Source organism: Kribbella catacumbae DSM 19601 (assembly GCF_000372465.1).
Lineage (GTDB): Bacteria > Actinomycetota > Actinomycetes > Propionibacteriales > Kribbellaceae > Kribbella > Kribbella catacumbae.
This window is the reverse complement of record NZ_AQUZ01000047.1, coordinates 1-24,235: the sequence shown is the minus strand read 5'-3', so window position 1 is coordinate 24,235 and position 24,235 is coordinate 1. Positions and strand designations below refer to the sequence as shown.

The following is a 24,235-nucleotide window of genomic DNA, read 5'->3' as shown; positions in this document are numbered from 1 at the left end:
AGGAAAGTCATGCGCAAACTCCACCGCGTGGCGCTGCCTGCCGTGGCAGTGCTCGCGTTGTCCGGCCTCGCCCTGCCGGCCGATGCCGCACCGAGGATCGTGCTCGACCAAGGCCACGTCGACGTGATCGGCATCGCCTTCGAGGACGGCGCCTTCGACGTGCACGTCCACGACGAGGCGAACGCCATCGAGTACTCCCCCTCGCAGGTCCAGCTGGTCGCCAAGCCCGGCTCCGAGATCGCCGTACCCGACGACCCGCAGTACAGGTTCCTCGGTACTGCGGGCGCCCGCGCCTGGGTGCTGCCCCAGGTACAGGACCCCGAGCTGCTCTGGCCCGGGATCGGCGCCGAGGAGATCGAGGCCGGCGTGTTCACCAACGACGCGCTGAAGGTCGACATCGTCGGGGTCAGCGGCCCGGCCGACCTGAGCATCTTCACCACCGACGCGTTCGGTGCGCCGACCGTGCTCGCCGACAGCGGCAACGGACTGCCCGACCGGATCAACACCTCTGCTGGCGGTCACCTGCACGCCAACTGGGCGTTCGAGGCGGCCGGTACGTACCAGGTGAAGGTCCGGGTCAGCGGAACGCTTGCTGCCACCGGCAAGCAGGTCACCTCAGCCGTCGCCACCTACTGCTTCAAGGTCAACCAGTGAAGGCCCGGGTGCTCGCCGGCGCCGCCACGGCCGCCGTGTTCACGCTGCTGCAGGTACTGCCGGCCCACGCTCTCACGACCGTCTCCCAGGGGCACGTCGACGCAGTGGACGTCGACTGGACCGGCTCCGCTCTCACCCTCGACCTCCGCGACGGCACGGTGACCCCGAACGTCGACCGCGACCCGGCGGACGTAGTACTGAATGCTGTGTCGGCCAGTAGGACCACTGTGCCTTCGGGGTCGGCGTACTCGTTCCTCGGTACGCCGGGCTCCGCGGTGTGGATCCTGCCGCAGACCCAGGTGAGCAACATCGTCTGGCCGGGCTTCAACACCGAGGGTGTACCCAGCGGCGCGCTGCAGGGCAACAGCGTCAGCGTCAAGCTGGTCTCCGTCACCGGGCCGGCCCAGGTGAGCCTCTACACCACCAGCTCACTCGGCACTCCGACCATCTGGTTCGACAGCGGTAACGGCTTGCCGGACACCCGGGCGATCGCCATCAACACCCACGCCCACGCCAACTGGGCCTTCGAAGCCGCAGGCACCTACACCCTCACCTTCGAAGCCACCGGTACTACGGCCGCAGGCGCCGCGGTAACCACCGGCCAGAAGACCTACACCTTCACCGTCCAGCCCTAACCAAACCCTCTCAGGGGTTAGCCCCTCCAGGGGTGGGTTGCCCCGCGAGCTTCCAGCTGGGCAACCCACACTCTCGGTGGCCACGGACGCCCGCGCACGCACGACCCTGCTCCGACGGCCCAACACGCCGGGGGAAGCGCTTGCTGGCCGAGATGGGTATGCGCGGGCGTCCGGACCCTGCCGGCTTTGGGCCCCAGGGGTCTCATAGCCAACCCGTCGGCGTGACGTCCAGAGTGATGTACGAGGTGCCCTGGCCGGCGCACGGCGCCGTGCCCAAGGTCGATCTGTCCTCGCCGGTTGAGGAGGGAAATGTCCCGGATCGGGGGCAAAATCCTCCGCGGGTCCGGCCAGCACGTCGACCCGGCCAGCGCGCTGATCCGGTCCGCGCTGCGCCTCGTCGGACTCGGCCGCCGCTCCCATGTCCCTTGACGAAGTGATGCTCCACCGGGCTAACCGGCTCGGGGGGCAATGCCTGGAGGCACTGGACGACCTGCGGGTGCACGCAGTACGTCGTAGGGTCGGGATATGAGGATTGTCTCGCTGTTGCCCTCGGCTACCGAGATTTGCTTTGCTCTCGGTGCAGGCGATGACGTCCTCGGGGTGACCTTCGAGTGCGACTACCCCGCTGAGGCAAAACAGCGGCGGATCGTCTCCACCAGCAACCTCCCCGAAGGACTCACCCCGGCTCAGATCGACGCCACTGTGCGCGAGCGAGTGGCTGCAGGCGAGGACCTCTACAAGCTAGACCGGGACGCGCTCCGCGACCTCTCCCCCGAACTCGTCATCACGCAGGACCTCTGTGCCGTTTGCGCGATCGACGTGGACGACGTCGAGGAAGCCCTGTCGTACCTCGGTTGCGAGGCGGACGTCCTGGCGACCGACCCGCACGACCTCGACGAGGTGTTCGACTCGATCGAGCTGATCGGCGACGCCATCGGCCGCCCGGCCGGCCGGTTCGTCGAGGATCTGCGCAAGCGGCTGGCGAAGGTCCGGATCCAGGGCAGCATCCGGGTGATGCTGCTGGAGTGGACCGATCCGCCGTTCGCTCCCGGCCACTGGATCCCCGAGATGGTCGAGCACGCCGGTGGCGTGAGCGTTCTCGGCACGACCGGCGTCCGCTCGGTACGGACCACCTGGCCGGCGATCGAGGCGGCCCGCCCCGAGGTGATCGTGTCGGCGCCCTGCGGGTTCGACCTCGACGGCGCCACCGAGCTGACGCAGGACCTGCTCGACGACGGCAGGCTGCCCCGCGCAGTACCGGTCTGGGCGGTCGACGCGAACGGGTGTTTCGCCAGGCCTGGTCCGCGGCTCGTCGACGGCGTGGAGGCGCTCGCCGGACTGCTGCACGACGGCCCGGTAGACCCCTCGGTGGCCCGCCGCCTCCGCTAGGGTCCCGCCCAATCCGGTGACAAGCCCACATCTGGTGGGCTTGAACACCAAACGGTGGGCTTGAACACGGCAGACCATGTTCAAGGTCGCCAGATGGTGTCCAAGCCCACCAGAAGTGGGCTTGTCACCGGGTGGTGTTCGAGGACAGGGGATCGAGAACCAACTGCTGATCTCACCAGGCAGGGACTACTGGAATATCCTGCTGGCGCTGGAGAAACTCGACTGCCTGACCGGCGTCGTCGACCGAGTGCCACCGTTCGTACTGTCCGACTACGGCCGGTCCGTTTACTGACTGAGCTTGGTCCACACCTGACGCAAAGCCCGGGCAGCGTCGCCTTCGAGGCCGGCGGCGTCCAGCGTCTCGCCGAGCTCGTCGAACTCGGGTCCCCACCGCCACGCCACCCTCCGCAAGCTCTCCGGCAACCCGGGATCCTTGAGCGACCCAGCATCCGGGCGAACCTGCTGAGCCGTCAGCGCATCAGTCACGCCATGCTTCTCAGCCAACTCGAAAGCCAGTACTGCGAGCGCCGCCTTGCCCTTGTTGTAAAGGGCATAAGCCGACTTGGCCGCACTGGCAGCACCGACCTGGTCTCCCACGACCATCGGTGTCGCCGCCGTCCCCGCCCACAGGTCCGCGGCCTGCTGAGCGGCTGACCCCGACAACATCACGTGCGTCGGACTCGGTCCACCGGCCGGCGGCGGGCCGACCACGCCAGCGTCGACGAACGTTGCATCGGGCAACGCTTCCTGGGCCTCCAGCAACGACTTCGGCGACAGCGGGTTCGCCTCAATGTAGATCCCGGCGAACCCCGCCGACCCGACCTGCCGCGCGATGTCGATCGCGCCTTGCGGTGCACACGAGCAGAGCACGGCATCGGCTTTAGCGACCGCCTCGGCGAACGCCGTACCGATCAGTCCGGCGGCCTCCGCCCGATCGACGGAAGCCTGGCTGCGCCCCTCCGGCACCCAGTGAACTTCGTGGCCTGCAGCAACCAATTGGGTGGCGAGCTGTGCACCCATCGCACCAGGGTGGAAGACAGCGATGCGCATCAGAACATCTCCTTCGAGGATCAGTTCTGACCAAGATAAGCCAGTACCGCGAGCACCCGCCGGTGATCCTCGGCGTTCGAGATCAGGCCGAGCTTGGCCATGATGCTGCCCACGTGGGTCTCGACCGTGCGCTCGTTGAGCCAGAGGCGGCGGCCGATGCCGACGTTGGTACAGCCCTCGGCCATCAACCCGAGCACCTCCTTCTCCCGTGGCGTCAACGCGGCCAGCCGGTCCGGTCGCCCGAGCAACCGGCTGACCACCTCCGGGTCCAGCGCGGAACCGCCGGCGGCGACCCTGGTCAACGCGTCCAGGAACTGGTCCACATCCAGCACCCTGTCCTTCAGCAGGTACCCGAACCCGCCGGAGCTGACGAGCTCGACCGAGTGCCGCGTCTCCACGTGCTGGGAGAGCAGCACGATCCCCATCCGCGGGTAGCTGGTCCGGAGCTTCCGCGCCGCCCGGGCACCGTCATCGGTGAGGTCAGGCGGCATCCGGATGTCGATCACGGCCAGATCGGGCTCAGTCTGGGCCACCACCGTCAGCAGGCTGTCCGCGTCACCAGCCCGGCCGACCACCTCATGCCCGGCATCGTCCAGCAACCGCGCGAGCCCCTCGCGGAACAGCGCCGAGTCCTCGCCGATCACGATCCGCACGGCAGCACCGCCTCGATCGTCGTACCGCGCCCGGCCGGGCTGTTCATCGACAACGAGCCACCGACCGCCGCGACCCGATCCACCAGGCCGCTCAGTCCCGAGCCGGGTCTCGGCGTCGCGCCACCGCAGCCGTCGTCCTCGACCCGGATCCTGACATCGCCGGCGGACTGGGCCACCCGCACCGCGATCGACGTCGCTCGCGAGTACTTCGCCGCGTTAGTGACCGCCTCCGCCGCGACGAAGTACGCCGTCGTCGCCAGCTCGTCCGGCAGGTCGCCCGGCCCGATGTGCAACTGGACCGGGATCGGCAGGGTCTGGGTGATCGCCGTGAGCGCGGCGTGCAGCCCGTCGTCGAGGCTGGTCGGCCGCAGGCCGTGGGCGATCTGCCGGAGCTCGGCGATCGCGGTGGCCAACTCGGCTACGCCCTGGTCGAGGAGCCCGTTGACATCGACCGTGCCGTCGTCGAGGTGCCGTTGCGCCAGCCGCATCGCCATCCCCAGCGACACGAGCCGTTGCTGAGCACCGTCGTGCAGATCCCGCTCCAGCCGCCGCCGTTCCTGATCGCCGGCTTGGACCAGCCGCGTGCGACTGGCCTCGACCTCGCGCAGCGCACCGGCCAACTCGGCCCGCAACCGGCTCACCTCGACCAGACTCGCTGCGCTGGCCGCGACCGCCTTCAGTACGGCCGGTCCGCTGGCGCCGGCAAGCAACCCGATCTGTACTCCGCCGAGCATCACCGGGACACCGCTGTTGGTCGCAACCGGCCTGCCTTTGGCATCGATGAAGCCCGAGGCGCCGGGCACCAGCAGGCCGACGCGGAGCGCGGGATCACGCAGTGCCGTCTGCAGAGACTTTTCCAGCTCCTCCGGCTGGGCCTGCTCGGTGTGGATGCGCCGCTGGAGATCCTCGATCGCCAGCAAGGCGGCCCGGCGAGGTGGATAAAGCCGCCGGTCGACCGCCCGCCGCAGTCGGGTCCGTAGTGGAGCCAGCACCAGGGCACACACGGCAGTGGCGGCTGCGGCTGCCGTTGCGGATCCCTTGCCCAGGAACAAACCAAGGGTCAGGGCGGTCACGGCGTACGTGCCGAGGAGGACGACCATGACGATCGCGTAGGTGACCGTGTCCGCGATCACCCGGTCCACGTCGTACAGGTCGTGGCGGAGCATGGCGATGGCTACCGAGGCGGGAAGCGCTATCAGGGTGGCGATACCGAACGCTGTCGACACCTGGCCTGTCTCGCCCGTGACCAGGATTTCGGTGAGGCAGACGAACGGGTAGACCACGGCGGCCAAGCCGGCCAGCGACAGCCACTTCAATTGGGCCCGCACCCGGCCGGTCGAGCGCCGGAAGCGGACGAAGAGCGAGATGCCCGCCGCCAGGATGAGCAAGATCATCAGCCAGAAAGCCGTCTCGCTGAGCACGCGAAGCGCGAGCGGCGGTTCGCCGTACGGTCTGGGGAGATCCTGGAGCGGTTCGGGGAACGGGATCGTCGCGACGGCTCCGAAGCCTTGCTGAGCGAACCCGAGCACCACCAGGAGGATGCGGACCGGCAGCCAGCGCCTGCTCGGCACCTGGCCGTCCGGGAAGTGGAGCAGGACCAGCGCGACCGCGATGGCTAGCCACCAGCCGCTCTCGTCGAGGAAGGCCACCACACGACTGTCGAGCGGCAGCTTGCCCGGATCGGCGACCACCACGGCGTAGTACACGTCGCGGGCCGCCAGGAACATCGTGACTGCACCGACCCAGGTGAAGAGCAGACCGACCAGGTTGACCTTCCGGCTGATGATCAGGCCGAGCAGGGCGATCGCAGTACCGACACTGCCCAGGGCAACGAAGTTCCGCACGGTGTGCTGCCCCACCGAGTAGGTCAGCAGCAGCCAGCCGCTGCCCGCCAGCATCGCCAGAACGAGCAGGCAGGTGCCGAGCGTCGCCCATCGCGGCCACCGCATGACGTCAGAGTAAGTCCGAACCTGCCTCGGCGGCTCCGAGTCAGCACGGAGATCCATCTCCGCGCCCGCTCCGATGTGCCGGCCGGGTGCTCGGCGGTTCCCTGAGGAGATCAGACCGTTTCGCTCAGGAGGAACCTGACATGTCCACCGAAACCTTGGTCCGCACCGACTCAGCCACCCGGCGGCGAGTCGGCTTCGTCGCACTCGCCCTGGCACTGACCGCACTGGCCGCACTGGCCGGCGGATTGCTGTGGCCCGAGCCGTCCGGCGGCGGCGAGACCTACTCCTACGCCGACATCCAGCCGCACCGCGCACTGTGGTGGGGACTGCTGGTCGCGCTCGCCGCGAACCTGATCATCAACGTGCCGGCGCAGGCGCTGCTCACCGTCCTGCTCGTCCGCGCCCGCGGCGCCGCCTGGGCAACTGTCGGCGGCATCATCATGTGGATCGGCACCGCCCTGTACGCCGTCGGCGGGGCGGGCTGGGCCGCGGCCTACTACTTCGCCACGGCCCCCGGCGTGGATCCGTCGGTGATCGAACGGGTCAACGACGACTCGGCGCACATCTTCGGGGTACTACTCCCCGGCGCGCTACTCGTTGCCGTGGGCACCGTTATCCAGGCGGTCGGGCTGTGGCGTTCCCGCGCCGTACCGCGCTGGATCCCGGTGCTGTGGCTGACGCTCGTGGCAACGTTCGTCGTACCCGGCAACGGGGTCGCCGGGCTGATCACCTCGGTACCGATCGCCGCGGCCAGCCTCGGTACGGCGTACTACGCCTGGCGCCGGCTGTCGTTCAGGTCTTGAGTCCTAGGCGCGGCCCTCGAAGAGCTTGGTCACCGAGCCGTCCTCGAAGACCTCGCGGATGGCTTGGCTGATCAGCGGTGCGATGGTCAGCACGGTCAGCTTGTCGAACTCGCTTTCCTTGGCGATCGGCAGCGTGTTGGTGACGATCACCTCGCTCGCCTGGCAGTTCTTCAGCCGGTCGACGGCCGGGCCGGACAGGATCGCGTGCGTCGCGGCGATCACCACACCGGCGGCGCCGTCGGCCATCAACGCGTCGGCGGCCTTGCAGATCGTGCCGCCGGTGTCGATCATGTCGTCGACCAGGATGCAGACCCGGCCCTTGACCTCACCGACGACGCGGTTTGCGACCGTCTCGTTCGGCCGCTCGATGTCGCGGGTCTTGTGGATGAAGGCCAGCGGCGCGTTGTTCAGCCGGGCCGACCACTGCTCGGCCACCTTGATCCGGCCGGCGTCCGGCGAGACGACGGCCAGCTGCTGGTCGCCGTACTTGTCGCGGACGTAGTCGGTCAGGATCGGCAGCGCCATCAGGTGGTCCACCGGGCCGTCGAAGAAGCCCTGGATCTGCGAGGTGTGCAGGTCGACGCAGATCAGCCGGTTCGCGCCGGCTGTCTTGAACAGGTCGGCCATCAGCCGGGCCGAGATCGGCTCCCGGCCGCGGTGCTTCTTGTCTTGCCGGGCATAGCCGTAGAACGGCAGCACCACGGTGATCCGCTTGGCCGACGCCCGCTTCAGCGCGTCGACCATGATCAGCTGCTCCATGATCCACTCGTTGATCGGCCGGGTGTGGCTCTGGATCACGAACGCGTCGCTGCCCCGGACCGACTCCTCGAACCGGACGTAGATCTCGCCGTTGGCGAAGTCGTACGCCGACGTCGGCACCAGCCCGGCGCCCAGCTCCTCCGCGACCTGCTCCGCGAGGGCCGGGTGGGCCCGTCCGGAGAACACCATCAGGTTCTTCTCGGTGGTCCGCTTCATCCCACTCATGGCCGCGCCTCCCGTTGTGCTTCCTCGCCAGTGTCACCCGGCGAGGCACTCTGCGCAGCCTCTGAAGCGGCGAGCGCTTCCTCGGCTGCCTTCGCGGTCTTCGTACCGGCCCGCTTGCGCGCGACCCAGCCCTTGATGTTGCGCTGGCGGCCTCGCGCGACCGCGATCTCACCAGCGCCGACCGGAGCGTCGATCGCGCTGCCAGCCGCGATATAGGCGCCGTCGGCAATGTTCGCCGGAGCGACCAGTACCGAGTTGCTGCCGACGAAGGAGTACTTGCCGATCGTGCTGTGGTGCTTGTTGACCCCGTCGTAGTTGGCGAAGATCGTGCCGGCGCCGATGTTCGCGCCCTCGCCGATCGTCGCGTCCCCGGCGTAGGTGAGGTGCGGGACCTTCGCGCCGTCCGCGATCGCCGCATTCTTGGTCTCCACGAAGGTGCCGATCTTGCCCTTGACGCCCAGCGTCGTACCGGGCCTGAGGTAGGCGAACGGGCCGACCGTCGCCTGCGCGCCGATGACCGCGCCGGAGCCATGGCAGCGGATGATCGTCGCGCCCTCGCCGACCTCGATGTCGGTCAGCGTGGTGTCCGGGCCGATCGTGGCGCCGGTGGCGACCTTGGTGGCGCCGTGCAACTGCGTGTTCGGCAGCAGCGTGACGTCGCGGTCGAGGGTGACGGTGGAGTCGACCCAGGTGGTGTTCGGGTCGACCACGGTGACGCCGGCCCGCATCAGGCCGTCGAGGGTCCGGCGGTTGAGCTCGGCGCGCAGGGTGGCCAGCTGGACCCGGTCGTTCACGCCCTCGGTCTGCATCGCGTCCTCGGTGACATACGCGCCGACCCGCTTGCCGTCACTTTTGGCGATCGCGAGCACGTCGGTGAGGTACAGCTCGCCCTGGGCGTTGTCGGTGGTGATCCGGGTCAGGCCGTCGCGCAGGGTGGCCGCGTCGAAGGCGTAGATCCCGGCGTTGATCTCGTCGATCTGCCGCTGCGCGGGCGTCGCGTCCTTGTGCTCGACGATGCCCGCCACGGTCCCGCCGTCGCCGGGGATGATCCGGCCGTAGCCGGTCGGGTCCGGCACCCGGGCGGTCAGCACGGTGACCGCGTTACCGCTCCGCTCATGCTCCGCGACGAGCTCCTTGAGCGTCTCCGCCGCGAGCAACGGGACGTCACCGGACGTGACGATGACCGCCCCGTCGAAGCCCGCCGGTACTGCGGTCAGGCCCGAGCGGACCGCGTCGCCGGTACCCAACTGCTGCTCCTGGACGGCGGTACGGACGCCTGGGTCGATCTCGGCCAGGTGGGCCTCGACCAGCTCCCGGCCGGTACCGACCACGACGACGAGATGCTCCGGCGCGAGCGCCCGGGCGGTGACCACGGCGTGCCCGACGAGGCTGCGCCCGCCGATCTCGTGCAGCACCTTGGGGGTGGCGGATTTCATCCGGGTCCCCTGCCCGGCGGCCATGATGATGACGGAGGCAGGACGGTGGGAAGTCACGCGGTGGTCTCCTCGAGTTCCCGGCGAGTTCGGCTGGAACAACTGTCAAGGACACTCGAAACGGTGCCCGCACAAGCCTACTGGCTCAACCCGCCGACCTTCGCACGGACTCCACCAGCCGCGCCTGGGTGAAGCCGGTGTACTCCTGCATCAGACGGTCCCTGGCAGCGTCGTTGTAGCCGCGCCGGGCGACTTGGCGGTAGTACTCAGTGACCGGTCTCACTCCGACCTTGGCGATCAACTGCTCCACCGCGAGCCAGCTGATGCTGTCGCTGGCGCTGTTGGGGAACTCGTCGTCGGCGGGGAGCCTGGTGAGCTGCTGCTTGCTGATCTCGGCCCGCAGCTTGGCTCGCTGGGCCGCGGTGAGCAGCTGGTTCCCGGCGTACTGCGCCATGCCCTCAGCCAGCCATCCAGGCGCGCCGTCGCCGAGTCTCACCGGCAGGAGGTGCATCAGCGCGTGGGTCAGCTGGGCCGGGCTCAGCCTGGTCTGCCTGACCACCACCCAGCCGCCCGCAGGCTGGATCGAGCCGATTTTTGGACTCATCATGGCCCTGATTTGGGCCGGCTCGGCACCGGGCTGGGTCGGTGGGATCTCGGTCAGGACCTGCGGCTCGCGCAGCGCAACGACGTACGGGACTGTCTGTAGCTGTCCGGGCCAGATCTTGCGAACCCGCCTTGCCGATACGACCGTCTCGTCCGCGAGACTCTTGGCTCTGGCGAGCTGCCCCTGGTTGACGATCACCACGACGTTGGCTCTTCGCAGTACGGCGATGGGGCCGAAATCCCAGGGCTGGCGGTTGGAGCCGATCGCTTTGTCGAGATACCGGTCGGACACCATCGCGAGGCGGCCTTGCCGGAAGGTATAGGTATAGCCGACGTCGGTGGCGGCTTGTCCGAGGCGGCTGCCGTGCAGGACGTAGCGCATGCTGACGCGGAAGGTCTTGGTCTGCGCGCTGTAGCTCTCCCACGGCTCGGCCCGGCGATAGGTCACGCTCATGCCGACCGCCTTGAGGTTGCGGAACAGCTGCGCCTGCTTCGGCCTCAGCGCTGGCGCAACTTCTTGCAAGAACAACCCAAGATTATTGGTTCGCACCGCAACCCCACGCCTCGCCAGACTCGCATCAACCGCCGCCGCCAACCGTGGATCCACATCCCCGGTCCGGCTTGGCCGCATGGTCTGGAGCGTGACACCCCGCGTCGCCTCGCTGGTCAACCGCACAGTGCTCGCAGCCGGCGTAACCGCCAACCACATCGCGCTCCCCACCACCAACGCCGCCACCACCGGCGTCAACACCCCTCGCCACCCACGCACCCCCACATCGTCACGCACGCCCCTCCCCCACACCAACTTCGCGGCAGTCCTGTCCCGACCGACAGGACATAGTCCGCAATTCCCGTCCCACGGCACATCACCTGAGCGTGCGAGTCCGCGCGCTCACCGACTATGTCCTGTCGGTCGGGACACCGACCGCCTATTCGATGTACCCGGTCGCAGGGTCGACCTGAGCGAGGAAGCTCCGGATCGACTCCTCGAAGTCGCTCGTGCTCAGAACCGAGCCGTCCGAGGACCTCGAACTGAACCCATAGCCCGGGTTGGGGCCGGACAACCAGGTGAAGTCGTACTGCCCGGGGAGGTCCGGACTGACCTGTACTTCGAAGACCTGCCCATCAACCTCGATACGAATCGGAGCCTCAGTTGCCACTACCACCGACCTCCCTCTATCCGGCCCTGGGGAGGATTTTCACCAACCCCGAGGAGGATCTTCGCCCGCTAAGGGGGCAACTACCTCCCCAACCGCCTGACCGACGCGCGGATCGCGGAAGATGAGTGCGCACTGATCGAGGCGGGAGTGGACTTGGATGACGAAACCTGACTGGGGCGGCTTCTATCTCGTCCAGCACGGCCTGAAGCGCCAGACCGATGACGACGTACGCACCGCCGAAGCAGCCTTGGGCGTGCAGCTGCCCAACGGGTATCGCGAACTCATGACCACGCTGGGCGACGGCGAGATCAGCGGCATCCTCCGGGTGTTCTCACCGGCCAAGCTCGAAGCTGAGCAGGAACTCTTCCGCGAGTTGACCCAGGACGTGTGGTTCTTCAACGAACCAGACGAAACCCTCACCAAGGACTACGCCCTGGAGTCGATCGCGATCGCGGACTCCATCGATGGGGACCAGGTCATCTTCCATCCAGGCACCGGCCGGCTGCACGTGCTGCCCCGGCACGACGAGCACACGTACTCCGTCGGCACCGACCTCTGGGACGTCGTCGCGTGGTTCCAGGAGTCCGGGGTTCTGACCCGCCCTCACCCCTTCCGGTACTTCGAATCCTTCGCCGGACCGACCGAAGCAACCAACGGCCAGGGACGCCGTGGCGGCTTCAGCCAGTTGGCTGAGGCGATCAGCTCCCTTGGCCTGCACGACGCCGTGGAAACCGGCGACGACGAGTGCACCTTCTTCGTGAAGGCGATCGGCGGATACCTCAGCCTCCAGGACCCGCAGGCGTCGAACGTCTACGCCCACTTCCGCTACCAGCCAGACCGTGCAGCCGACCTCCGCGAACGAATCCGCCAGACAGCCATCACCACCGGCGTGACATTCGGCGCCCCCTGGTCGATGTCTACCTGAGCATGCGGCCCGGAATCGGGCGAGCGCAACGCAGTACGGCGGCCGCCTTCTCCTGCGAGAATTCCGGTATGTCGACTGAGTACGGAGAGCCTCTCGCCCAGGTCCTCGGCGACGGGTTTCGCGTCCCGCCGCTGCTGCCGGGCTGGACCGCCCTCGAGGGCGTAGTACTGGTGAAATGCCTGGACAGCGAAGGCCACCCCAGCTGGGCCTTCCGCGAAACCGAGGGCATGAACGTGGAGGAGGTCATCGGCATCCTCACCGTCCAACTGGACATGCTCCGAGAACGAGCCCTCGACTCCTTCCGCGACATCGACGACTGACCAGAGCATGACGAAACCCTCAGGTCAGAGGTGCTCTGACCTGAGGGTTCGGGTTGCTCCCCCGCCTGGTTTCGATCCAGATCTTCGAGATTCAAAGTCTCGCGGGCTGCCGATTACCCCACGGGGGATCGCGGTGTACGCCGGAACAGTTTGCCATGAGGGGGCAAGTGGCTTGCGAGGGGTTCCTTACCTACGGGGCCGTAGGTTACGGTTGCGTAGGTAAGCCGTCCTCCACCCCGAGGGAACATCATGACTCCAGTTGCGGCACCGGAGGTGCCCACCCGCGCCCAGCAGGCCGGCGAGTTCGACGTCGAGACCGGAACGCGTGGGAGTGAGCGGAAGGGTCTGTGGGAACAGGTCGCGCTGGCTCTGTTCATCGGGATTCCCTTCCTCGCGGTGCTCGCGGCCGTGCCGATCGCCTGGGGCGGCTTCCTCGGCTGGCGTGACATCGTGATCGCTATCGTCTTCTACACGGTCAGCGGGCACGGCATCTCGATCGGCTTCCACCGCTACTTCACGCACAAGTCGTTCAAGCCGAACCGGCCGCTCAAGTACGCCCTGGCGATCGCCGGTTCGCTCGCGATCGAGGGGCCGGTGGTCCGCTGGGTGGCCGACCACCGCAAGCACCACAAGTTCTCCGACCGCGAGGGCGACCCGCACAGCCCGTGGAAGTACGGCACCAGCCTCGGCGCCCTGACCAAGGGGTTCCTGCACGCGCATATCGGCTGGCTGTTCGACACCGAGCAGACCCCGCAGCGGCAGTACGCGCCGGATCTGCTGAAGGACCGCGACATCGTCAAGGTGTCCCGGATGTTCCCGTTCCTCGTGCTCGCGTCCCTGTTCGCGCCGGCCGTCATCGGCGGCCTGTGGTCCTGGTCGATCGAGGGCGCGCTGACCGCCTTCTTCTGGGCCAGCCTGGTCCGGATCGCGCTGCTGCACCACGTCACCTGGTCGATCAACTCGATCTGCCACACGATCGGCGCGCGGCCGTTCAAGAGCCGGGACAAGTCAGGCAACGTCTGGTGGCTGGCGATCCTCAGCCAGGGCGAGTCGTGGCACAACCTGCACCACTCCGACCCGACCTGCGCGCGGCACGGAGTACTGAAGGGCCAGCTCGACACGTCGGCCCGGTGCCTGTGGTTCTTCGAGAAAATGGGCTGGGTCAGCGACGTCCGCTGGCCGGTCAAGGAACGCCTCGAAGCGCGGCGGGTGACCGCCGCCGACCGAGCGGCAGCCTGAGCGGGCCGTAAATCTCCCACTCCGTAACCCCGAACTACGGCATGATGTTGACGTGATCTCGAAGTGACCGATCCCAAGCCGCGCCGCAGCACCCGGGTCCGGATGACCAGTGCCGAGCGACGCGAGCAGCTCATCGTCATCGCCCGCGGCCTGTTCGCCGAGAAGGGCTACGAGGGCACCTCCGTCGAGGAGATCGCGGCTCGCGCCGAGGTCTCCAAGCCCGTCGTGTACGAACACTTCGGCGGCAAAGAGGGCCTGTACGCCGTGGTCGTGGACCGCGAGGTCCGCAGTCTGCTCGACACCGTCACGGTGAGCCTGACGGCCGGCCGCGCCCATGAGCTGGTCGAGCAGGCCGCGCTCGCGCTGCTGGACTACATCGAGAACTCCTCCGACGGCTTCCGGATCCTGGTCCGCGACTCCCCGGTCGGCTCGTCCACCGGCTCGTTCATCTCGATCCTGAGCGACGTCGGCACCCGGGTCGAACACATCCTGGCCGAGGAGTTCAAGCGTCGCGGCCTGGATCCGAAGTTCGCCCCGATGTACGCGCAGATGCTGGTCGGCATGGTCGCGCTGACCGGCCAGTGGTGGCTCGACGTCCGCCGGCCCAAGAAGCCCGACGTCGCCGCCCACCTGGTCAACCTGGCCTGGAACGGCCTGTCCGGCCTCGAGGCGAAGCCGACCCTCTCCACCCGCCCGCACAAGTAACCCCCAGCACGCCGTACGCGGCTGCGGCCGCCGGTGGATGAGACCCCAGTAGGACGCCGACATCCGCCCCCAGCATGACCAATCCGGCCGGAATACGCCGTAATCTGGCCCGCATGACGGGGACCATAGCCGGCATCCTGGCGCCCCGGCGACAGATCAGCCCACGCAACAAGGCGTTCGATCTGTTGTTCGCGGGCGGGCTGACGCTGTTCGTCGGGCTGCTCGGACTCGCTCAGGCCGGTGCCGGGGGCGTCCTCGGCCTCGCCATGCTGGCGCCGCTGGTCTGGCGCCGCAGCCATCCCGAGGCGGTCTTCTTCACCGTCTCCGGCGCCGCCGTCCTGCAGTGGCTGGGCGGCGTCAACCTGATGCCCGGAAACGTCGGCCTGCTCGTCGCCCTTTATGCGATCTCCGTGTACGGCGAGGTCAGGTACAGCCGGATCGCGCTCGGCGTCGGCGGCCTCGGCGTCCTGATGGCGACCTCGCGGTACTACAGCGGCTCCGACTGGCGTCAGCAGATCACCATGATGGTCGCGCTCGGCGCGATGGTCTTCGGCGTCTGGGCCTTCGGCGAGCGCCGCCGGACCAAAGGCCTGTACGTCGCACAACTGGAGGAGCGCGCCGCCCAGCTCGAGCGGGACCGCGATCGGGAGGCCAAGCTCGCCGTCTCCAACGAGCGGACCCGGATCGCCCGGGAGATCCACGACGTCGTCGCGCACGGCCTGTCCATCATGATCGTCCAGGCGGACGGCGGCCTGTACGCCGCGGACGCGTCGCCGGAGCAGGCGAAGAAGGCGCTGGCCACCATCGGCGACACCGGCCGCGCCTCGCTGAACGAGATGCGCAAGATGCTCGGCATCCTCAAGCAGGACGCCCAGCCGGAGCTCGATCCGAACCAGCCGCGCCCGCAACCCGGCGTCTCGTCGCTGCCCGAGCTGATCGAGAACGTGCGCCAGGCGGGGCTCACCGTGGACTACGAGGTGACCGGCACCCCGCGCGATCTGCCCGCGCTGCTGGGACTGACGGCGTACCGGATCGTGCAGGAGGGGCTGACCAACACGCTGAAACACGCCGGGCCGGGCGCGCGGACCTCCGTCCATCTCGACTTCGGCCGCGAGATGCTGACCGTGGTGGTCACCGACGACGGACGCGGTGGCGGTGTCGCTCCGAGCAACGACCCGGGGCACGGTCTGGTCGGGATGCGGCAACGCGCGTCCATCTCCGGCGGTACGGTGAACGCCGGACCGAAGGCGGGCGGTGGTTACGAGGTGATCGCCAAGCTGCCGTACAACCTGCCAGCTGGAGGAGTTTCTCAGTGACCGACGACGACAACGTGATCCGGGTGTTCCTGGTCGACGACCAGGAGCTGGTACGGGCGGGATTCACCATGCTGGTGGACTCCCAGCCGGACATGCGGGTGGTCGGCCAGGCCGGTGACGGCGGCGAAGCGCTGGAGAAACTCCAGGTGACCGGCAGCGACGTCGTCCTGATGGACGTCCGGATGCCGCGACTGGACGGCGTCGAGGCGACCCGGCAGCTCCAGTCGTTGCCGGAGGCCCCCAGAGTGATCGTGCTGACGACGTTCGATCTGGACGAGTACGCGTTCGCCGCGATCAAGGCCGGCGCGGCCGGCTTCCTGCTCAAGAACACGCCACCGGCCGACCTGCTCTCGGCGATCCGCCAGGTGCACTCCGGTGACGCCGTCGTCTCCCCCAGTACGACGCGCCGGCTGCTCGAGCACTTCGCCGGTTCGCTGCCGGACGGGGAGCACGAGCGTCCCGACCTGGGCGACCTGACCGCCCGCGAACGCGAGGTCCTGGTCGAGGTCGCGCGCGGCCTGTCGAACACCGAGATCGCCCAGCTCTTCACGTTGTCCGAGGCAACGGTCAAGACCCACATCGGCCGCATCCTGGCCAAGACCGGCCTCCGCGACCGCGTCGCCCTGGTGGTCCTCGGCTACGAAACCGGCATCGTCAAACCCAGCAACTGAGTCGTCGGACCCAGGTACGACTCAGGTCGTACGTACAGTCCATTCCCTGGTCCGACTCTTCTGGGGTTGCTGATCACTAGTTTTCGGAGTGTGGGTGAGAACGTCTCGCCCCAGGCACTTCGAGGAGAACGATGAGCATCCAGACCGGCGACCAACCTGTCGGGCAACTGCCGCTCGGCCGTTTGCCGCAGGACACCGCCGACCGTACCGCGATCCGCGCGCACGAACTCCGCAAGGTGTACGGCCACGGCGATACCGCGGTCGCCGCGCTCGACGGGGTCTCCGTCGACTTCGGGGTCGGGCGGTTCACCGCGATCATGGGTCCGTCGGGTTCGGGCAAGTCGACCCTGATGCACTGCCTGGCCGGCCTGGACATGCCGACGTCGGGGCAGGTGCTGCTCGGCGAGACCGAGCTGACCACGCTGCCGGACGCGGCGCTGACGAAGATCCGCCGGGACCGGATCGGCTTCGTCTTCCAGTCGTTCAACCTGTTGCCGATGCTCTCGGCCAAGGACAACATCCTGCTGCCGCTGGAGCTCGGCGGCCGCAAGCCCGACCAGCAGTGGATGGCCACGCTGATCGACGTACTCGGTCTGCAGGACCGGCTGACGCATCGCCCATCGGAGCTGTCCGGCGGTCAGCAGCAGCGCGTCGCGGTGGCTCGTGCGCTGGTCGGCCGGCCCGAGGTGGTCTTCGCCGACGAGCCGACCGGCAACCTGGACTCGCGGTCCGGCGCCGAGGTGCTCGGCTTCCTGCGCCGTTCGGTCCGCGAGTTCGGCCAGACCGTGGTGATGGTCACTCACGACCCGCTCGCGGCCTCGTACGCCGACCGCGTCGTGATGCTTGCCGATGGCAAGCTCGCCGGCGAGCTGACCGACCCGACCCCGGAGTCCGTGCTCGGCGCCCTGCGGCAGCTGGGGGCCTGACCCGTGCGACGCTCCATCCTCTCCTCCCTGCGCGCCCACCTGGGCCGCCTGGTCGCCGCCTGCCTGGCGATCGTGCTGGGCGTCGGCTTCGGCACGCTGGCGATGACCGCCCACTCGTCGGCCAGCAACGGCATCGACCAGACCATCGGCAAGCAGAACGCCGGCGTCGACGCTGTGATCGCCAGTGAACGCGAGACGGTGACGGCGGCCGACGTCGCCGCCGTGAAGAAGTTGCCGCAGGCATCTTCGGTCGTCGTCGACACCTCGGCGTACATGCAGGTGCAGTGGGCCGGCCAGGTCCGCGCCGACTCGCTCGCCATCGCCGCCCGCTATGACACTTCCAAGATCGCCGGCCCGACCACCAGCTCCGGGAAGTTGCCGGAAGCAAAGAACGAGATCGCGCTGCCGGCCAAGCTGGCGGACAAGTACAAGGTCGCGCTCGGTCAGCAACTCAAGGTCACCTCGTACGACGGCAAGACCTACCCGGTGACCGTGGTCGGTCTGATCGACGACGGCACCTCGATCGGTGGCGCGAACGCGGTCGCCACAGCCGAGGCCGTGAAGACCTTCGAACCGCAGGGCTACATCAACCAGTTCAAGGTCGCGTCGGCTCCCGGCGTGACCCAGGAAGCGCTGGCCGCCGCGATCGGCGGGGTCGTCAACAAGGGCCTGGCCGTCTACACCGGCGAGGCCTGGATCGACCGCGAGGTCAAGGGCATCACCAGCGGTATCGACGTTCTCGGCGGCGTGCTCGGCATGTTCGCCGTGATCGCGCTGTTCGTCGCCTGCCTGGTGATCGCCAACACCTTCACCATCGTGATCGCCCAGCGGACCCGCGAGATGGCGCTGCTGCGCTGCGTCGGAGCGTCCCGTCGGCAGGTCTTCTCCTCGGTGCTCGCCGAGGCCTCCGTCGTCGGACTGGTTGCCTCTGGCATCGGTGTGGTCTTCGGGGTGGCCCTGTCCGCGCTCGCCCTGACGCTGGCGCGGACGTTCGACTGGGGTCTGCCGCCGATCGACCTGCACCTCGGGCTCGGGTCCGTCTTCATCCCACTGTTGCTCGGCACGGTCGCGACGATCCTGGCGGCCGTAGTACCGGCACGACGGGCGACTCGGGTGGCTCCGCTGGCCGCTCTCCGGCCGGACGCGGCTCCGGTCGCCAAGTCCAAGGCCGGCGTACTGCGCCTGATCCTCGGCTTCATCCTCTTGGCCGGTGGCGGAGCGCTGCTGGTCATGGGAGCTCAGGCGAGCCAGGTGATCGTCGGGGTTGCGGGTGGCGTGATCTCCTTCCTGGGGATCCTGGCCGTCGGCACACTGCTGGTGCCCGCACTGGTCAGGTTGCTGGGGGCGTTGCCCGCGCGGAGTGGCGGCGTGCCCGCGCGGATCGCCGTCGCCAATGCCGTTCGCAACCCGCGGCGGACCGCGGCGACCACCTCGGCGCTGCTGATCGGCGTCACGCTGATCAGCCTGACCTGCGTCGGGATCGCCTCGGTGCGCAAGACGTTCGATGTCACGATGGACAAGGAGTACCCGGTCGACGTCACCGTCCGGGTGTACGAGGAGAAGATGCCGGCCACCGCGGCCAAGCAACTGCAGGAGATCAAGGGCATCACCCACGTGGTGCCGGTCAGGACCGCGACCGTCAAGACCGGCGGCGAGACGCTGGAGGTCACCGGGATCGACCAAGCGACGGCAGGCCCGGTGATCCACAACCCGACGCTGGCCAGTCAGTTGCAGCCCGGAACGGCGCTGGTCGCTCGCGAAACGATGCGGTGGCTCAAGCTGGAGGACGGCTCGGCCCTCACCATCGTCTCGGGCAAGGAGAAGCTCACCCTGAAGGTGCTCGAAGCCAAGGGGCTGGAGCCGATCACGGTCACCCAGGCCGACCTGCACAAGCTCGCGCCGAAGGCAGCGATCACGGGGTACTGGCTCGCCTCCGACCCGAAGGCCGACGGCCCCAAGGTGATCGACGAACTCAAGCAGGCGCTCCCGACGGTGAAGAGCCTGACCATCTCCGGTGGCCTGCCCGAACGAAGCTTCTACACCAAGGTGTTCGACGTCCTGCTGCTCGTCGCGGTCGGACTGCTCGGAGTCTCGGTGCTGATCGCATTGGTCGGCGTCGGAAACACGCTCAGCCTGTCGGTGCTCGAACGGACCCGTGAGAACGCCCTGCTCCGGGCGATGGGCCTGACCCGGCGTCAGCTGCGCGGCATGCTCGCGGTCGAATCGTTGCTGATGGCACTCGTCGCGGCCGGCCTGGGCATCGCGCTCGGCCTGGTCTACGGCTGGTCCGGCACGGCTGCCTTGATGGGCAACCAGGTCGACGGCGCCATCGAGTACGCCGTACCGGGTCGCCTGTTGCTGACGATCGCGCTGGTTGCAGCGGTCGCCGGTCTGGTCGCCTCGATCCTCCCCGCCCGGCGCGCCGCGAAGGTCGCACCGGCCGGGGCGCTGGCCACCGAGTAGCTCAGACGATCTCGACTCGGTTGCCGTGGCCGTCGGCGGTGTGGAACCGTCGGCGGCCCGGGATCGTGTCGTTGTCCCACTTGACCGGATATCCCTTGGCCAGCAGGGTTTCCGCCAGCGCATCGAGGTCGTCGACGGCCAGCGCCGGATGCGCCTTCAACGCAGGGCTGAAGTTCTCCTCGACGCCGACATGCACCTCAGCCGTCCCATCCTTGAACCAGCAGCCGCCACGCGCGGCGAGCAGCGGCGGCTTCTCCAACTCGGTCATCCCTAACGCGTCGCGATAGAAGGCGCGAGCCACCTCCTCGCCACCGGGCGGGCAGGACACTTGGACATGATCGAGTCTCATCCGTTCTCCTTCTGGGCAACGGCGAAGATCCGCCGGAACGGCAGCAGCGTGCCGAACGACCGCTGCGGATAGGCCTCATTCAGCCGAGCCCCGTACTCCGCTTCGAAACGCTCCCGCAACTCGTCGGGCAACGACTGCAACACCGGCCGCGCCCCCGTCCCCTTGACCCACTCGAGCACAGCGTTGTCGCCCTGCAGGAGATGGCTGTACGTCGTCTCCCAGGCATCGACCGTGCAACCCTCAGCGCTCAGCGCGGCGACGTACTCGGCCGGGCCAGGCACGTCCGCCCGGAGCGACTGCTCGCTGGCGTACTCGGCGTACGGCTCGGTGTTCGCGAGCTCGCGGAGGATCGCGTGGGACGGCGCGTCCCCGTTGCCGGGAATCTGAATCGCCAGCCAGCCACCCGGCTTGAGCGCCGCCACGAACCCGGGCAGCAACTCGAGCTGCTCGTGGATCCAGTGCAAGGTCGCGTTGGTGACGATCACGTCGACCGACTCGGGTGCCGCGGTCCACTCCCGCAGATCGCCGACCTCGAAGGTCAACCGGTCCGTCGCGAGCGGTTGAGCCGCCTCGATCATCTGCGGCGAACTGTCGACGCCGTGCACGGTGGCGGTCGGCCAGAGGTCGAGCAGGGTGACGGTCAGGTTGCCAGGGCCACAGCCCAGGTCGACCACCGTGGCCGGCTCGGCGGCCCGGATCCGGCCGACGAGATCGGCGAACGGGCGGCCGCGTTCGTCGGCGTACTTGCCGTACTGCTGGGGGTTCCAGACCGGTGAGGTCCGCATGGTGTCCGCCCTTTCCGCTGAGATCTCTTGATGTCGAGATACTTTACGCCGAGGAGTTCTCTTGATGTCAAGAGTCTTGATGACATAGTCTCGGAGTATGAGAGACGAGGTCGACCGGCTGGTCGAGGCCTGGCGCCGGGAGCGGCCCGACCTCGACGTCGCGCCGATGGAGGTGCTGTCGCGGGTCAGCAGGCTGGCCCGTCACCTCGATCGCGCCCGCAGCCAGGCCTTCGAGACGCACGGCCTGGAGTCGTGGGAGTTCGACGTACTGGCCGCGCTGCGGCGGGCCGGCAAGCCGTACCAGCTCTCCCCCGGCCGATTGCTCAAGGAAACCCTGGTGACGTCGGGCACGATGACGAACCGGGTGGACCGGCTGACCGCGCGCGGCCTGGTCGAGCGGCTGCCCGATCCGGCCGACCGCCGGGGCGTGATCGTCCAGCTCACCGACGCCGGCCGCGATTCGGTCGACGCCGCGATGGCCGACCTGCTCGCGCACGAACGCACCCTGCTCGGCTCGATCAGCGAACGCGACCAGGCCAAGATCGCCCGGGTACTGCGCGAACTGGTCGGCCCGTTCGACCAGGAAAAACACTGATCCGGCATTTCTTCGCGGGGCTTGAGGTTGCCGGCCGGAATTGGGTCGGAATAATCCGAAAAGCCGGCCCGTCACTTTATCTGTGTGCCGATCGTTGCTAGTTGCAACGAGATCGAGAGATTGCTGTAGCCGACGACTATCGACACTGAGTGACCGGTCCAACTAGTGTCCTCACCATCGGTGGCCAATCAACTACAGAACGCTCACGAATCGGCGACTTCGGCGGCAAGAGGTGGTTCGCCGAAGCCGGTTGGTGGTGTCCGGGGCTCGGGGCCCGGACAACCCGGCCGGTACGGGGCCCGCTCACCCGGCAGGCGCGGCATACCCTCCCAGTCACAGGGGATCGGAGGGTATGCCGCGACTCAGTTCGCGCTATGTATACATTTCCCAGCCGGGCTGGGAATGTCTTGACAACGGCTCCCCTATTTAGCCGTACTGCTCCGCGCGTTCGGCCGCTTCGAACCAGGCGGTTTCCAGCTCACCGCGTTCTTCGGCGAGCTTGCGCAGCTCGGTGTCCAGCTCGGCCAGCCGCTCGTAGTTGCTCGCGTTCGCGGCCAGCTGGTCGTGCAGCTTCGTCTCGTTGAAAGTCAGCTTGGACAGCTGCCGCTCGATCCGGTTGAGCTCCTTCTTCGCGGCCCGGGCCGAGGCCGCGTCCACTACGGGCTCGTCGGCCGGCTCCGCCACGGCGACCGGAGCCGCTGGTACTGCGGATGGCGAGACGACTCGGCGTACCGGAGTACCGCCTGCTAGTTCTTCGAGGTACTGGTCGACGCCGCGGGGCAGGTGCCTGACGGCTCCGTCGCCCAGGATCGTGTAGACCATGTCGCTGACCCGCTCCAGGAAGTAGCGGTCGTGGGTGACGACCACGACGACACCCGGCCAGTTGTCGAGGAAATCCTCGAGCACCGTCAGCGTCTCGACGTCCAGATCGTTGGTCGGCTCGTCGAGGATCAGGACGTTCGGCTCGTCGAGCAGGATCCGGAGCAACTGCAGCCGACGGCGCTCGCCACCGGACAGGTCGCTGATCCGGGTCGTCAGCTTGTCGCCGGTGAAGCCGAATCGCTCCAGCAGCTGCGACGACGTCATCTCACCACCGCGGCCGGCCAGCGCCGCAGTACGGCGGATGTCGCTGATGTGGGTGAGCACGGTGACCGAGTCGTCGAGGTCCTCCAGCGTCTGCGAGAGGTTGGCGATCCGGACCGTCTTGCCCTGCTTGACCTTGCCGGAGTCCGGCGGGAGCAGACCGGTGAGCACCTTGAGGAAGGTCGTCTTGCCGGCGCCGTTCGGGCCGAGCAGGCCGATCCGGTCGGCCGGGCCGAGCCGGAAGGTGACGTGGTCGAGCATCACCCGGTCGCCGAAGCGCAGGGTGACGTCCTCCGCGTCGAAAACGTCCTTGCCGAGCCGCGAGGTGGCGAGCTGGGCCAGGGCGAGCTTGTCGCGGGGCGCCGGCTCGTTCTCGATCAGCGCGTTGGCCGCGTCGATCCGGAACTTCGGCTTCGCGGTCCGCGCGGGCGCTCCCCGGCGCAGCCAGGCGAGCTCCTTCTTCATCAGGTTCTGCCGTTTGCCCTCGACGACCTGCTCGTTGCGCGACCGCTCGGCCTTGGCCAGCACGTAGGCGGCGTACCCGCCGTCGTACGAGTTGACCTTGCCGCCCTGGACCTCCCAGGTCTCGGTGCAGACCGCGTCGAGGAACCACCGGTCGTGGGTGACGACGATGAGCGCGCCGGCCCGGTCGACCACGTGCTGCGCGAGCCAGTCGACCGCCTCGATGTCGAGATGGTTGGTCGGCTCGTCGAGGATCAGCAGGTCGACCTCGGTCATCAGCAGCTTCGCCAGCGACGCGCGCCGGCGCTCACCACCGCTGAGCGTGCCGACCAGCGCCTCGTGGTCGACGCCACCGAGCAGATGCTCCATCACCGTGCGCGCACGGGGATCGGCGGCCCAGGTGTAGGTCTCGACGTCACCGAGCACCGCGTGCGCGACGGTCAGCTCGGGATCCAGGTCGTCGACCTGACCGAGAAAGCCGAGCCGGAGATCGCGGTTGTGCGTGATCCGCCCGGTATCCGGCTCCTCCTCACGGGCAAGCAACCGCAGCAGGGTGGACTTGCCGTCGCCGTTGCGCCCGACCACCCCGATGCGCTCTCCCCGACCGATGCCGAGGGTCACCCCATCCAGCAGGGTGCGGGTTCCGAAGCCTTTGGAAACAGCTTCCAGATTGACAAAGTTGGGTGCAGGAATGGCGGCCATATCCCCCTCAGCCTAGTACGTCCCCCACCCACCCTCCGCCCCCATCCACTTTGAGCACCGCCTAGCCACTCCCCACCCCGATCGCCCCCTGGCCAGTGCCCAAAGATGACATGCATGGGCCCGTTGGCGGCGGGGCTGGGGATATCGGTGCGGCTGCTGAGGTGACCTCCTCAGCTCAGTCGCATCATCATCGGTTGTATCTATCCGTTTGCGTTGCGGGCGCTGGTGTGCCCGTTGGGAGCTTGAGGAGGTCCCTGATGTCTATCGTAGGAGGATTGGACGTTCATCGGAAGCAGATCACGTTCGACTATCTCGAGGTGGAGTCCGGGCAGGTGTGGTGTGGTCAGATCGCCCCGGCCGATCGGGTGCATTTGGCCGGGT

Annotated in this window: 24 protein-coding genes; 14 read left to right on the top strand and 10 right to left on the bottom strand. The window is 68.1% G+C overall.

Translation table 11 applies throughout. From position 1 onward, the window contains the following. The first annotated feature begins 9 nt into the window (after positions 1–9). The 4 genes from A3ES_RS0134345 to A3ES_RS54490 all read left to right on the top strand — a co-directional run bounded on the left by A3ES_RS0134345 (position 10) and on the right by A3ES_RS54490 (position 2,970). The gene (locus A3ES_RS0134345) at positions 10–654 is read left to right on the top strand and encodes a choice-of-anchor M domain-containing protein (protein ID WP_020391384.1); all 645 of its coding nucleotides are present in this window, start codon (positions 10–12) and stop codon (positions 652–654) included. Continuing rightward, on the top strand, positions 651–1,289 hold the full coding sequence (locus A3ES_RS0134340; RefSeq protein ID WP_020391383.1) for a choice-of-anchor M domain-containing protein: 639 nt from the start codon (positions 651–653) through the stop codon (positions 1,287–1,289). Before A3ES_RS0134345 ends, A3ES_RS0134340 begins: the two co-directional genes overlap by 4 nt. 525 nt (positions 1,290–1,814) lie before the next feature. After that, the gene (locus A3ES_RS0134330) at positions 1,815–2,678 is read left to right on the top strand and encodes a cobalamin-binding protein (protein WP_026163470.1); all 864 of its coding nucleotides are present in this window, start codon (positions 1,815–1,817) and stop codon (positions 2,676–2,678) included. Positions 2,679–2,793: 115 nt separating this feature from the next. Then, positions 2,794–2,970, top strand: coding sequence for a hypothetical protein (locus A3ES_RS54490; RefSeq protein WP_020391380.1), 177 nt, complete (start codon positions 2,794–2,796; stop codon positions 2,968–2,970). On the opposite strand, the gene A3ES_RS0134320 is transcribed toward A3ES_RS54490, so the two are convergent. Genes A3ES_RS0134320 through A3ES_RS51810 form a run of 3 tightly spaced genes read right to left on the bottom strand, consistent with a single transcriptional unit; the run spans position 2,964 to position 6,330 of the window. Then, positions 2,964–3,728, bottom strand: coding sequence for a DUF1932 domain-containing protein (locus tag A3ES_RS0134320; protein WP_020391379.1), 765 nt, complete (start codon positions 3,726–3,728; stop codon positions 2,964–2,966). The two genes, A3ES_RS54490 and A3ES_RS0134320, sit on opposite strands and share 7 nt — an antisense overlap. Positions 3,729–3,748: 20 nt before the next feature. Continuing rightward, entirely contained in the window at positions 3,749–4,381 is a 633-nt protein-coding gene (locus A3ES_RS0134315) for a response regulator transcription factor (RefSeq protein WP_020391378.1), read from the bottom strand. Further along, positions 4,369–6,330, bottom strand: coding sequence for a sensor histidine kinase (locus A3ES_RS51810; RefSeq protein WP_020391377.1), 1,962 nt, complete (start codon positions 6,328–6,330; stop codon positions 4,369–4,371). Before A3ES_RS51810 ends, A3ES_RS0134315 begins: the two co-directional genes overlap by 13 nt. A gap of 140 nt (positions 6,331–6,470) precedes the next feature. On the opposite strand from A3ES_RS51810, the gene A3ES_RS0134305 reads away from it, so the two are divergent. Beyond that, on the top strand, positions 6,471–7,133 hold the full coding sequence (locus A3ES_RS0134305; RefSeq protein ID WP_020391376.1) for a hypothetical protein: 663 nt from the start codon (positions 6,471–6,473) through the stop codon (positions 7,131–7,133). A 3-nt stretch (positions 7,134–7,136) separates the two neighbouring features. Here A3ES_RS0134305 and A3ES_RS0134300 read toward each other — a convergent pair whose 3' ends face one another. The 4 genes from A3ES_RS0134300 to A3ES_RS0134285 form a co-directional block, all read right to left on the bottom strand. Next, entirely contained in the window at positions 7,137–8,117 is a 981-nt protein-coding gene (locus tag A3ES_RS0134300) for a ribose-phosphate diphosphokinase (protein WP_026163469.1), read from the bottom strand. Beyond that, the gene (gene glmU, locus A3ES_RS0134295) at positions 8,114–9,610 is read right to left on the bottom strand and encodes a bifunctional UDP-N-acetylglucosamine diphosphorylase/glucosamine-1-phosphate N-acetyltransferase GlmU (protein ID WP_020391374.1); all 1,497 of its coding nucleotides are present in this window, start codon (positions 9,608–9,610) and stop codon (positions 8,114–8,116) included. The genes A3ES_RS0134300 and glmU overlap by 4 nt, the downstream gene beginning before the upstream one ends. 85 nt (positions 9,611–9,695) lie before the next feature. Continuing rightward, positions 9,696–10,682, bottom strand: a complete 987-nt coding sequence (locus A3ES_RS0134290; RefSeq protein WP_020391373.1) for a hypothetical protein — start codon at positions 10,680–10,682, stop codon at positions 9,696–9,698. Positions 10,683–11,082: 400 nt separating this feature from the next. After that, the gene (locus A3ES_RS0134285) at positions 11,083–11,313 is read right to left on the bottom strand and encodes a hypothetical protein (protein WP_020391372.1); all 231 of its coding nucleotides are present in this window, start codon (positions 11,311–11,313) and stop codon (positions 11,083–11,085) included. 157 nt (positions 11,314–11,470) lie between these two features. Between A3ES_RS0134285 and A3ES_RS0134280 the strand changes: the two genes are divergently transcribed. From A3ES_RS0134280 to A3ES_RS0134245, 8 genes are all read left to right on the top strand, one after another. After that, a complete protein-coding gene (locus tag A3ES_RS0134280; RefSeq protein ID WP_020391371.1) occupies positions 11,471–12,238 on the top strand; it encodes an SMI1/KNR4 family protein in 768 nt (255 codons plus the stop codon). A 68-nt stretch (positions 12,239–12,306) separates the two neighbouring features. Then, positions 12,307–12,558: a hypothetical protein gene (locus A3ES_RS0134275; protein ID WP_020391370.1), complete on the top strand. Its 252-nt coding sequence runs from the start codon at positions 12,307–12,309 to the stop codon at positions 12,556–12,558. A gap of 249 nt (positions 12,559–12,807) precedes the next feature. After that, positions 12,808–13,797, top strand: a complete 990-nt coding sequence (locus A3ES_RS0134270; RefSeq protein WP_020391369.1) for an acyl-CoA desaturase — start codon at positions 12,808–12,810, stop codon at positions 13,795–13,797. 63 nt (positions 13,798–13,860) lie between these two features. After that, positions 13,861–14,502, top strand: coding sequence for a TetR/AcrR family transcriptional regulator (locus A3ES_RS0134265; RefSeq protein ID WP_020391368.1), 642 nt, complete (start codon positions 13,861–13,863; stop codon positions 14,500–14,502). 113 nt (positions 14,503–14,615) lie between these two features. Then, a complete protein-coding gene (locus A3ES_RS0134260; protein WP_020391367.1) occupies positions 14,616–15,818 on the top strand; it encodes a sensor histidine kinase in 1,203 nt (400 codons plus the stop codon). Next, on the top strand, positions 15,815–16,489 hold the full coding sequence (locus A3ES_RS0134255) for a response regulator transcription factor (protein WP_020391366.1): 675 nt from the start codon (positions 15,815–15,817) through the stop codon (positions 16,487–16,489). Before A3ES_RS0134260 ends, A3ES_RS0134255 begins: the two co-directional genes overlap by 4 nt. A 131-nt stretch (positions 16,490–16,620) precedes the next feature. Continuing rightward, positions 16,621–17,415, top strand: a complete 795-nt coding sequence (locus A3ES_RS0134250; RefSeq protein ID WP_020391365.1) for an ABC transporter ATP-binding protein — start codon at positions 16,621–16,623, stop codon at positions 17,413–17,415. A 3-nt stretch (positions 17,416–17,418) separates the two neighbouring features. After that, positions 17,419–19,878, top strand: coding sequence for an ABC transporter permease (locus A3ES_RS0134245; protein ID WP_020391364.1), 2,460 nt, complete (start codon positions 17,419–17,421; stop codon positions 19,876–19,878). A 1-nt stretch (position 19,879) separates the two neighbouring features. Here the strand turns inward: A3ES_RS0134245 and A3ES_RS0134240 are convergent, their stop codons facing one another. Further along, complete coding sequence (locus A3ES_RS0134240) at positions 19,880–20,227, bottom strand: VOC family protein (protein ID WP_026163468.1); 348 nt, start codon at positions 20,225–20,227, stop codon at positions 19,880–19,882. After that, positions 20,224–21,012, bottom strand: a complete 789-nt coding sequence (locus A3ES_RS0134235; protein ID WP_020391362.1) for a methyltransferase domain-containing protein — start codon at positions 21,010–21,012, stop codon at positions 20,224–20,226. Before A3ES_RS0134235 ends, A3ES_RS0134240 begins: the two co-directional genes overlap by 4 nt. Positions 21,013–21,109: 97 nt before the next feature. Between A3ES_RS0134235 and A3ES_RS0134230 the strand changes: the two genes are divergently transcribed. After that, entirely contained in the window at positions 21,110–21,607 is a 498-nt protein-coding gene (locus tag A3ES_RS0134230; RefSeq protein WP_020391361.1) for a MarR family winged helix-turn-helix transcriptional regulator, read from the top strand. 426 nt (positions 21,608–22,033) lie between these two features. Here A3ES_RS0134230 and A3ES_RS0134225 read toward each other — a convergent pair whose 3' ends face one another. Further along, complete coding sequence (locus A3ES_RS0134225; protein ID WP_020391360.1) at positions 22,034–23,854, bottom strand: ABC-F family ATP-binding cassette domain-containing protein; 1,821 nt, start codon at positions 23,852–23,854, stop codon at positions 22,034–22,036. Between the last annotated feature and the right edge of the window lie 381 nt (positions 23,855–24,235).

Coding starts and splice junctions, on each gene's coding strand:
- A3ES_RS0134305 (WP_020391376.1), top strand. CDS start 6,471: ATGTCCACCGAAACCTTGGTCCGCACCGACTCAGCCACCCGGCGGCGA.
- A3ES_RS0134330 (WP_026163470.1), top strand. CDS start 1,815: ATGAGGATTGTCTCGCTGTTGCCCTCGGCTACCGAGATTTGCTTTGCT.
- A3ES_RS0134260 (WP_020391367.1), top strand. CDS start 14,616: ATGACGGGGACCATAGCCGGCATCCTGGCGCCCCGGCGACAGATCAGC.
- A3ES_RS0134250 (WP_020391365.1), top strand. CDS start 16,621: ATGAGCATCCAGACCGGCGACCAACCTGTCGGGCAACTGCCGCTCGGC.
- A3ES_RS0134230 (WP_020391361.1), top strand. CDS start 21,110: ATGAGAGACGAGGTCGACCGGCTGGTCGAGGCCTGGCGCCGGGAGCGG.
- A3ES_RS0134275 (WP_020391370.1), top strand. CDS start 12,307: ATGTCGACTGAGTACGGAGAGCCTCTCGCCCAGGTCCTCGGCGACGGG.
- A3ES_RS0134280 (WP_020391371.1), top strand. CDS start 11,471: ATGACGAAACCTGACTGGGGCGGCTTCTATCTCGTCCAGCACGGCCTG.
- A3ES_RS0134270 (WP_020391369.1), top strand. CDS start 12,808: ATGACTCCAGTTGCGGCACCGGAGGTGCCCACCCGCGCCCAGCAGGCC.
- A3ES_RS51810 (WP_020391377.1), bottom strand. CDS start 6,330: ATGCGGTGGCCGCGATGGGCGACGCTCGGCACCTGCCTGCTCGTTCTG.
- A3ES_RS0134235 (WP_020391362.1), bottom strand. CDS start 21,012: ATGCGGACCTCACCGGTCTGGAACCCCCAGCAGTACGGCAAGTACGCC.
- A3ES_RS0134345 (WP_020391384.1), top strand. CDS start 10: ATGCGCAAACTCCACCGCGTGGCGCTGCCTGCCGTGGCAGTGCTCGCG.
- A3ES_RS0134320 (WP_020391379.1), bottom strand. CDS start 3,728: ATGCGCATCGCTGTCTTCCACCCTGGTGCGATGGGTGCACAGCTCGCC.
- A3ES_RS0134240 (WP_026163468.1), bottom strand. CDS start 20,227: ATGAGACTCGATCATGTCCAAGTGTCCTGCCCGCCCGGTGGCGAGGAG.
- A3ES_RS0134225 (WP_020391360.1), bottom strand. CDS start 23,854: ATGGCCGCCATTCCTGCACCCAACTTTGTCAATCTGGAAGCTGTTTCC.
- A3ES_RS0134300 (WP_026163469.1), bottom strand. CDS start 8,117: ATGAGTGGGATGAAGCGGACCACCGAGAAGAACCTGATGGTGTTCTCC.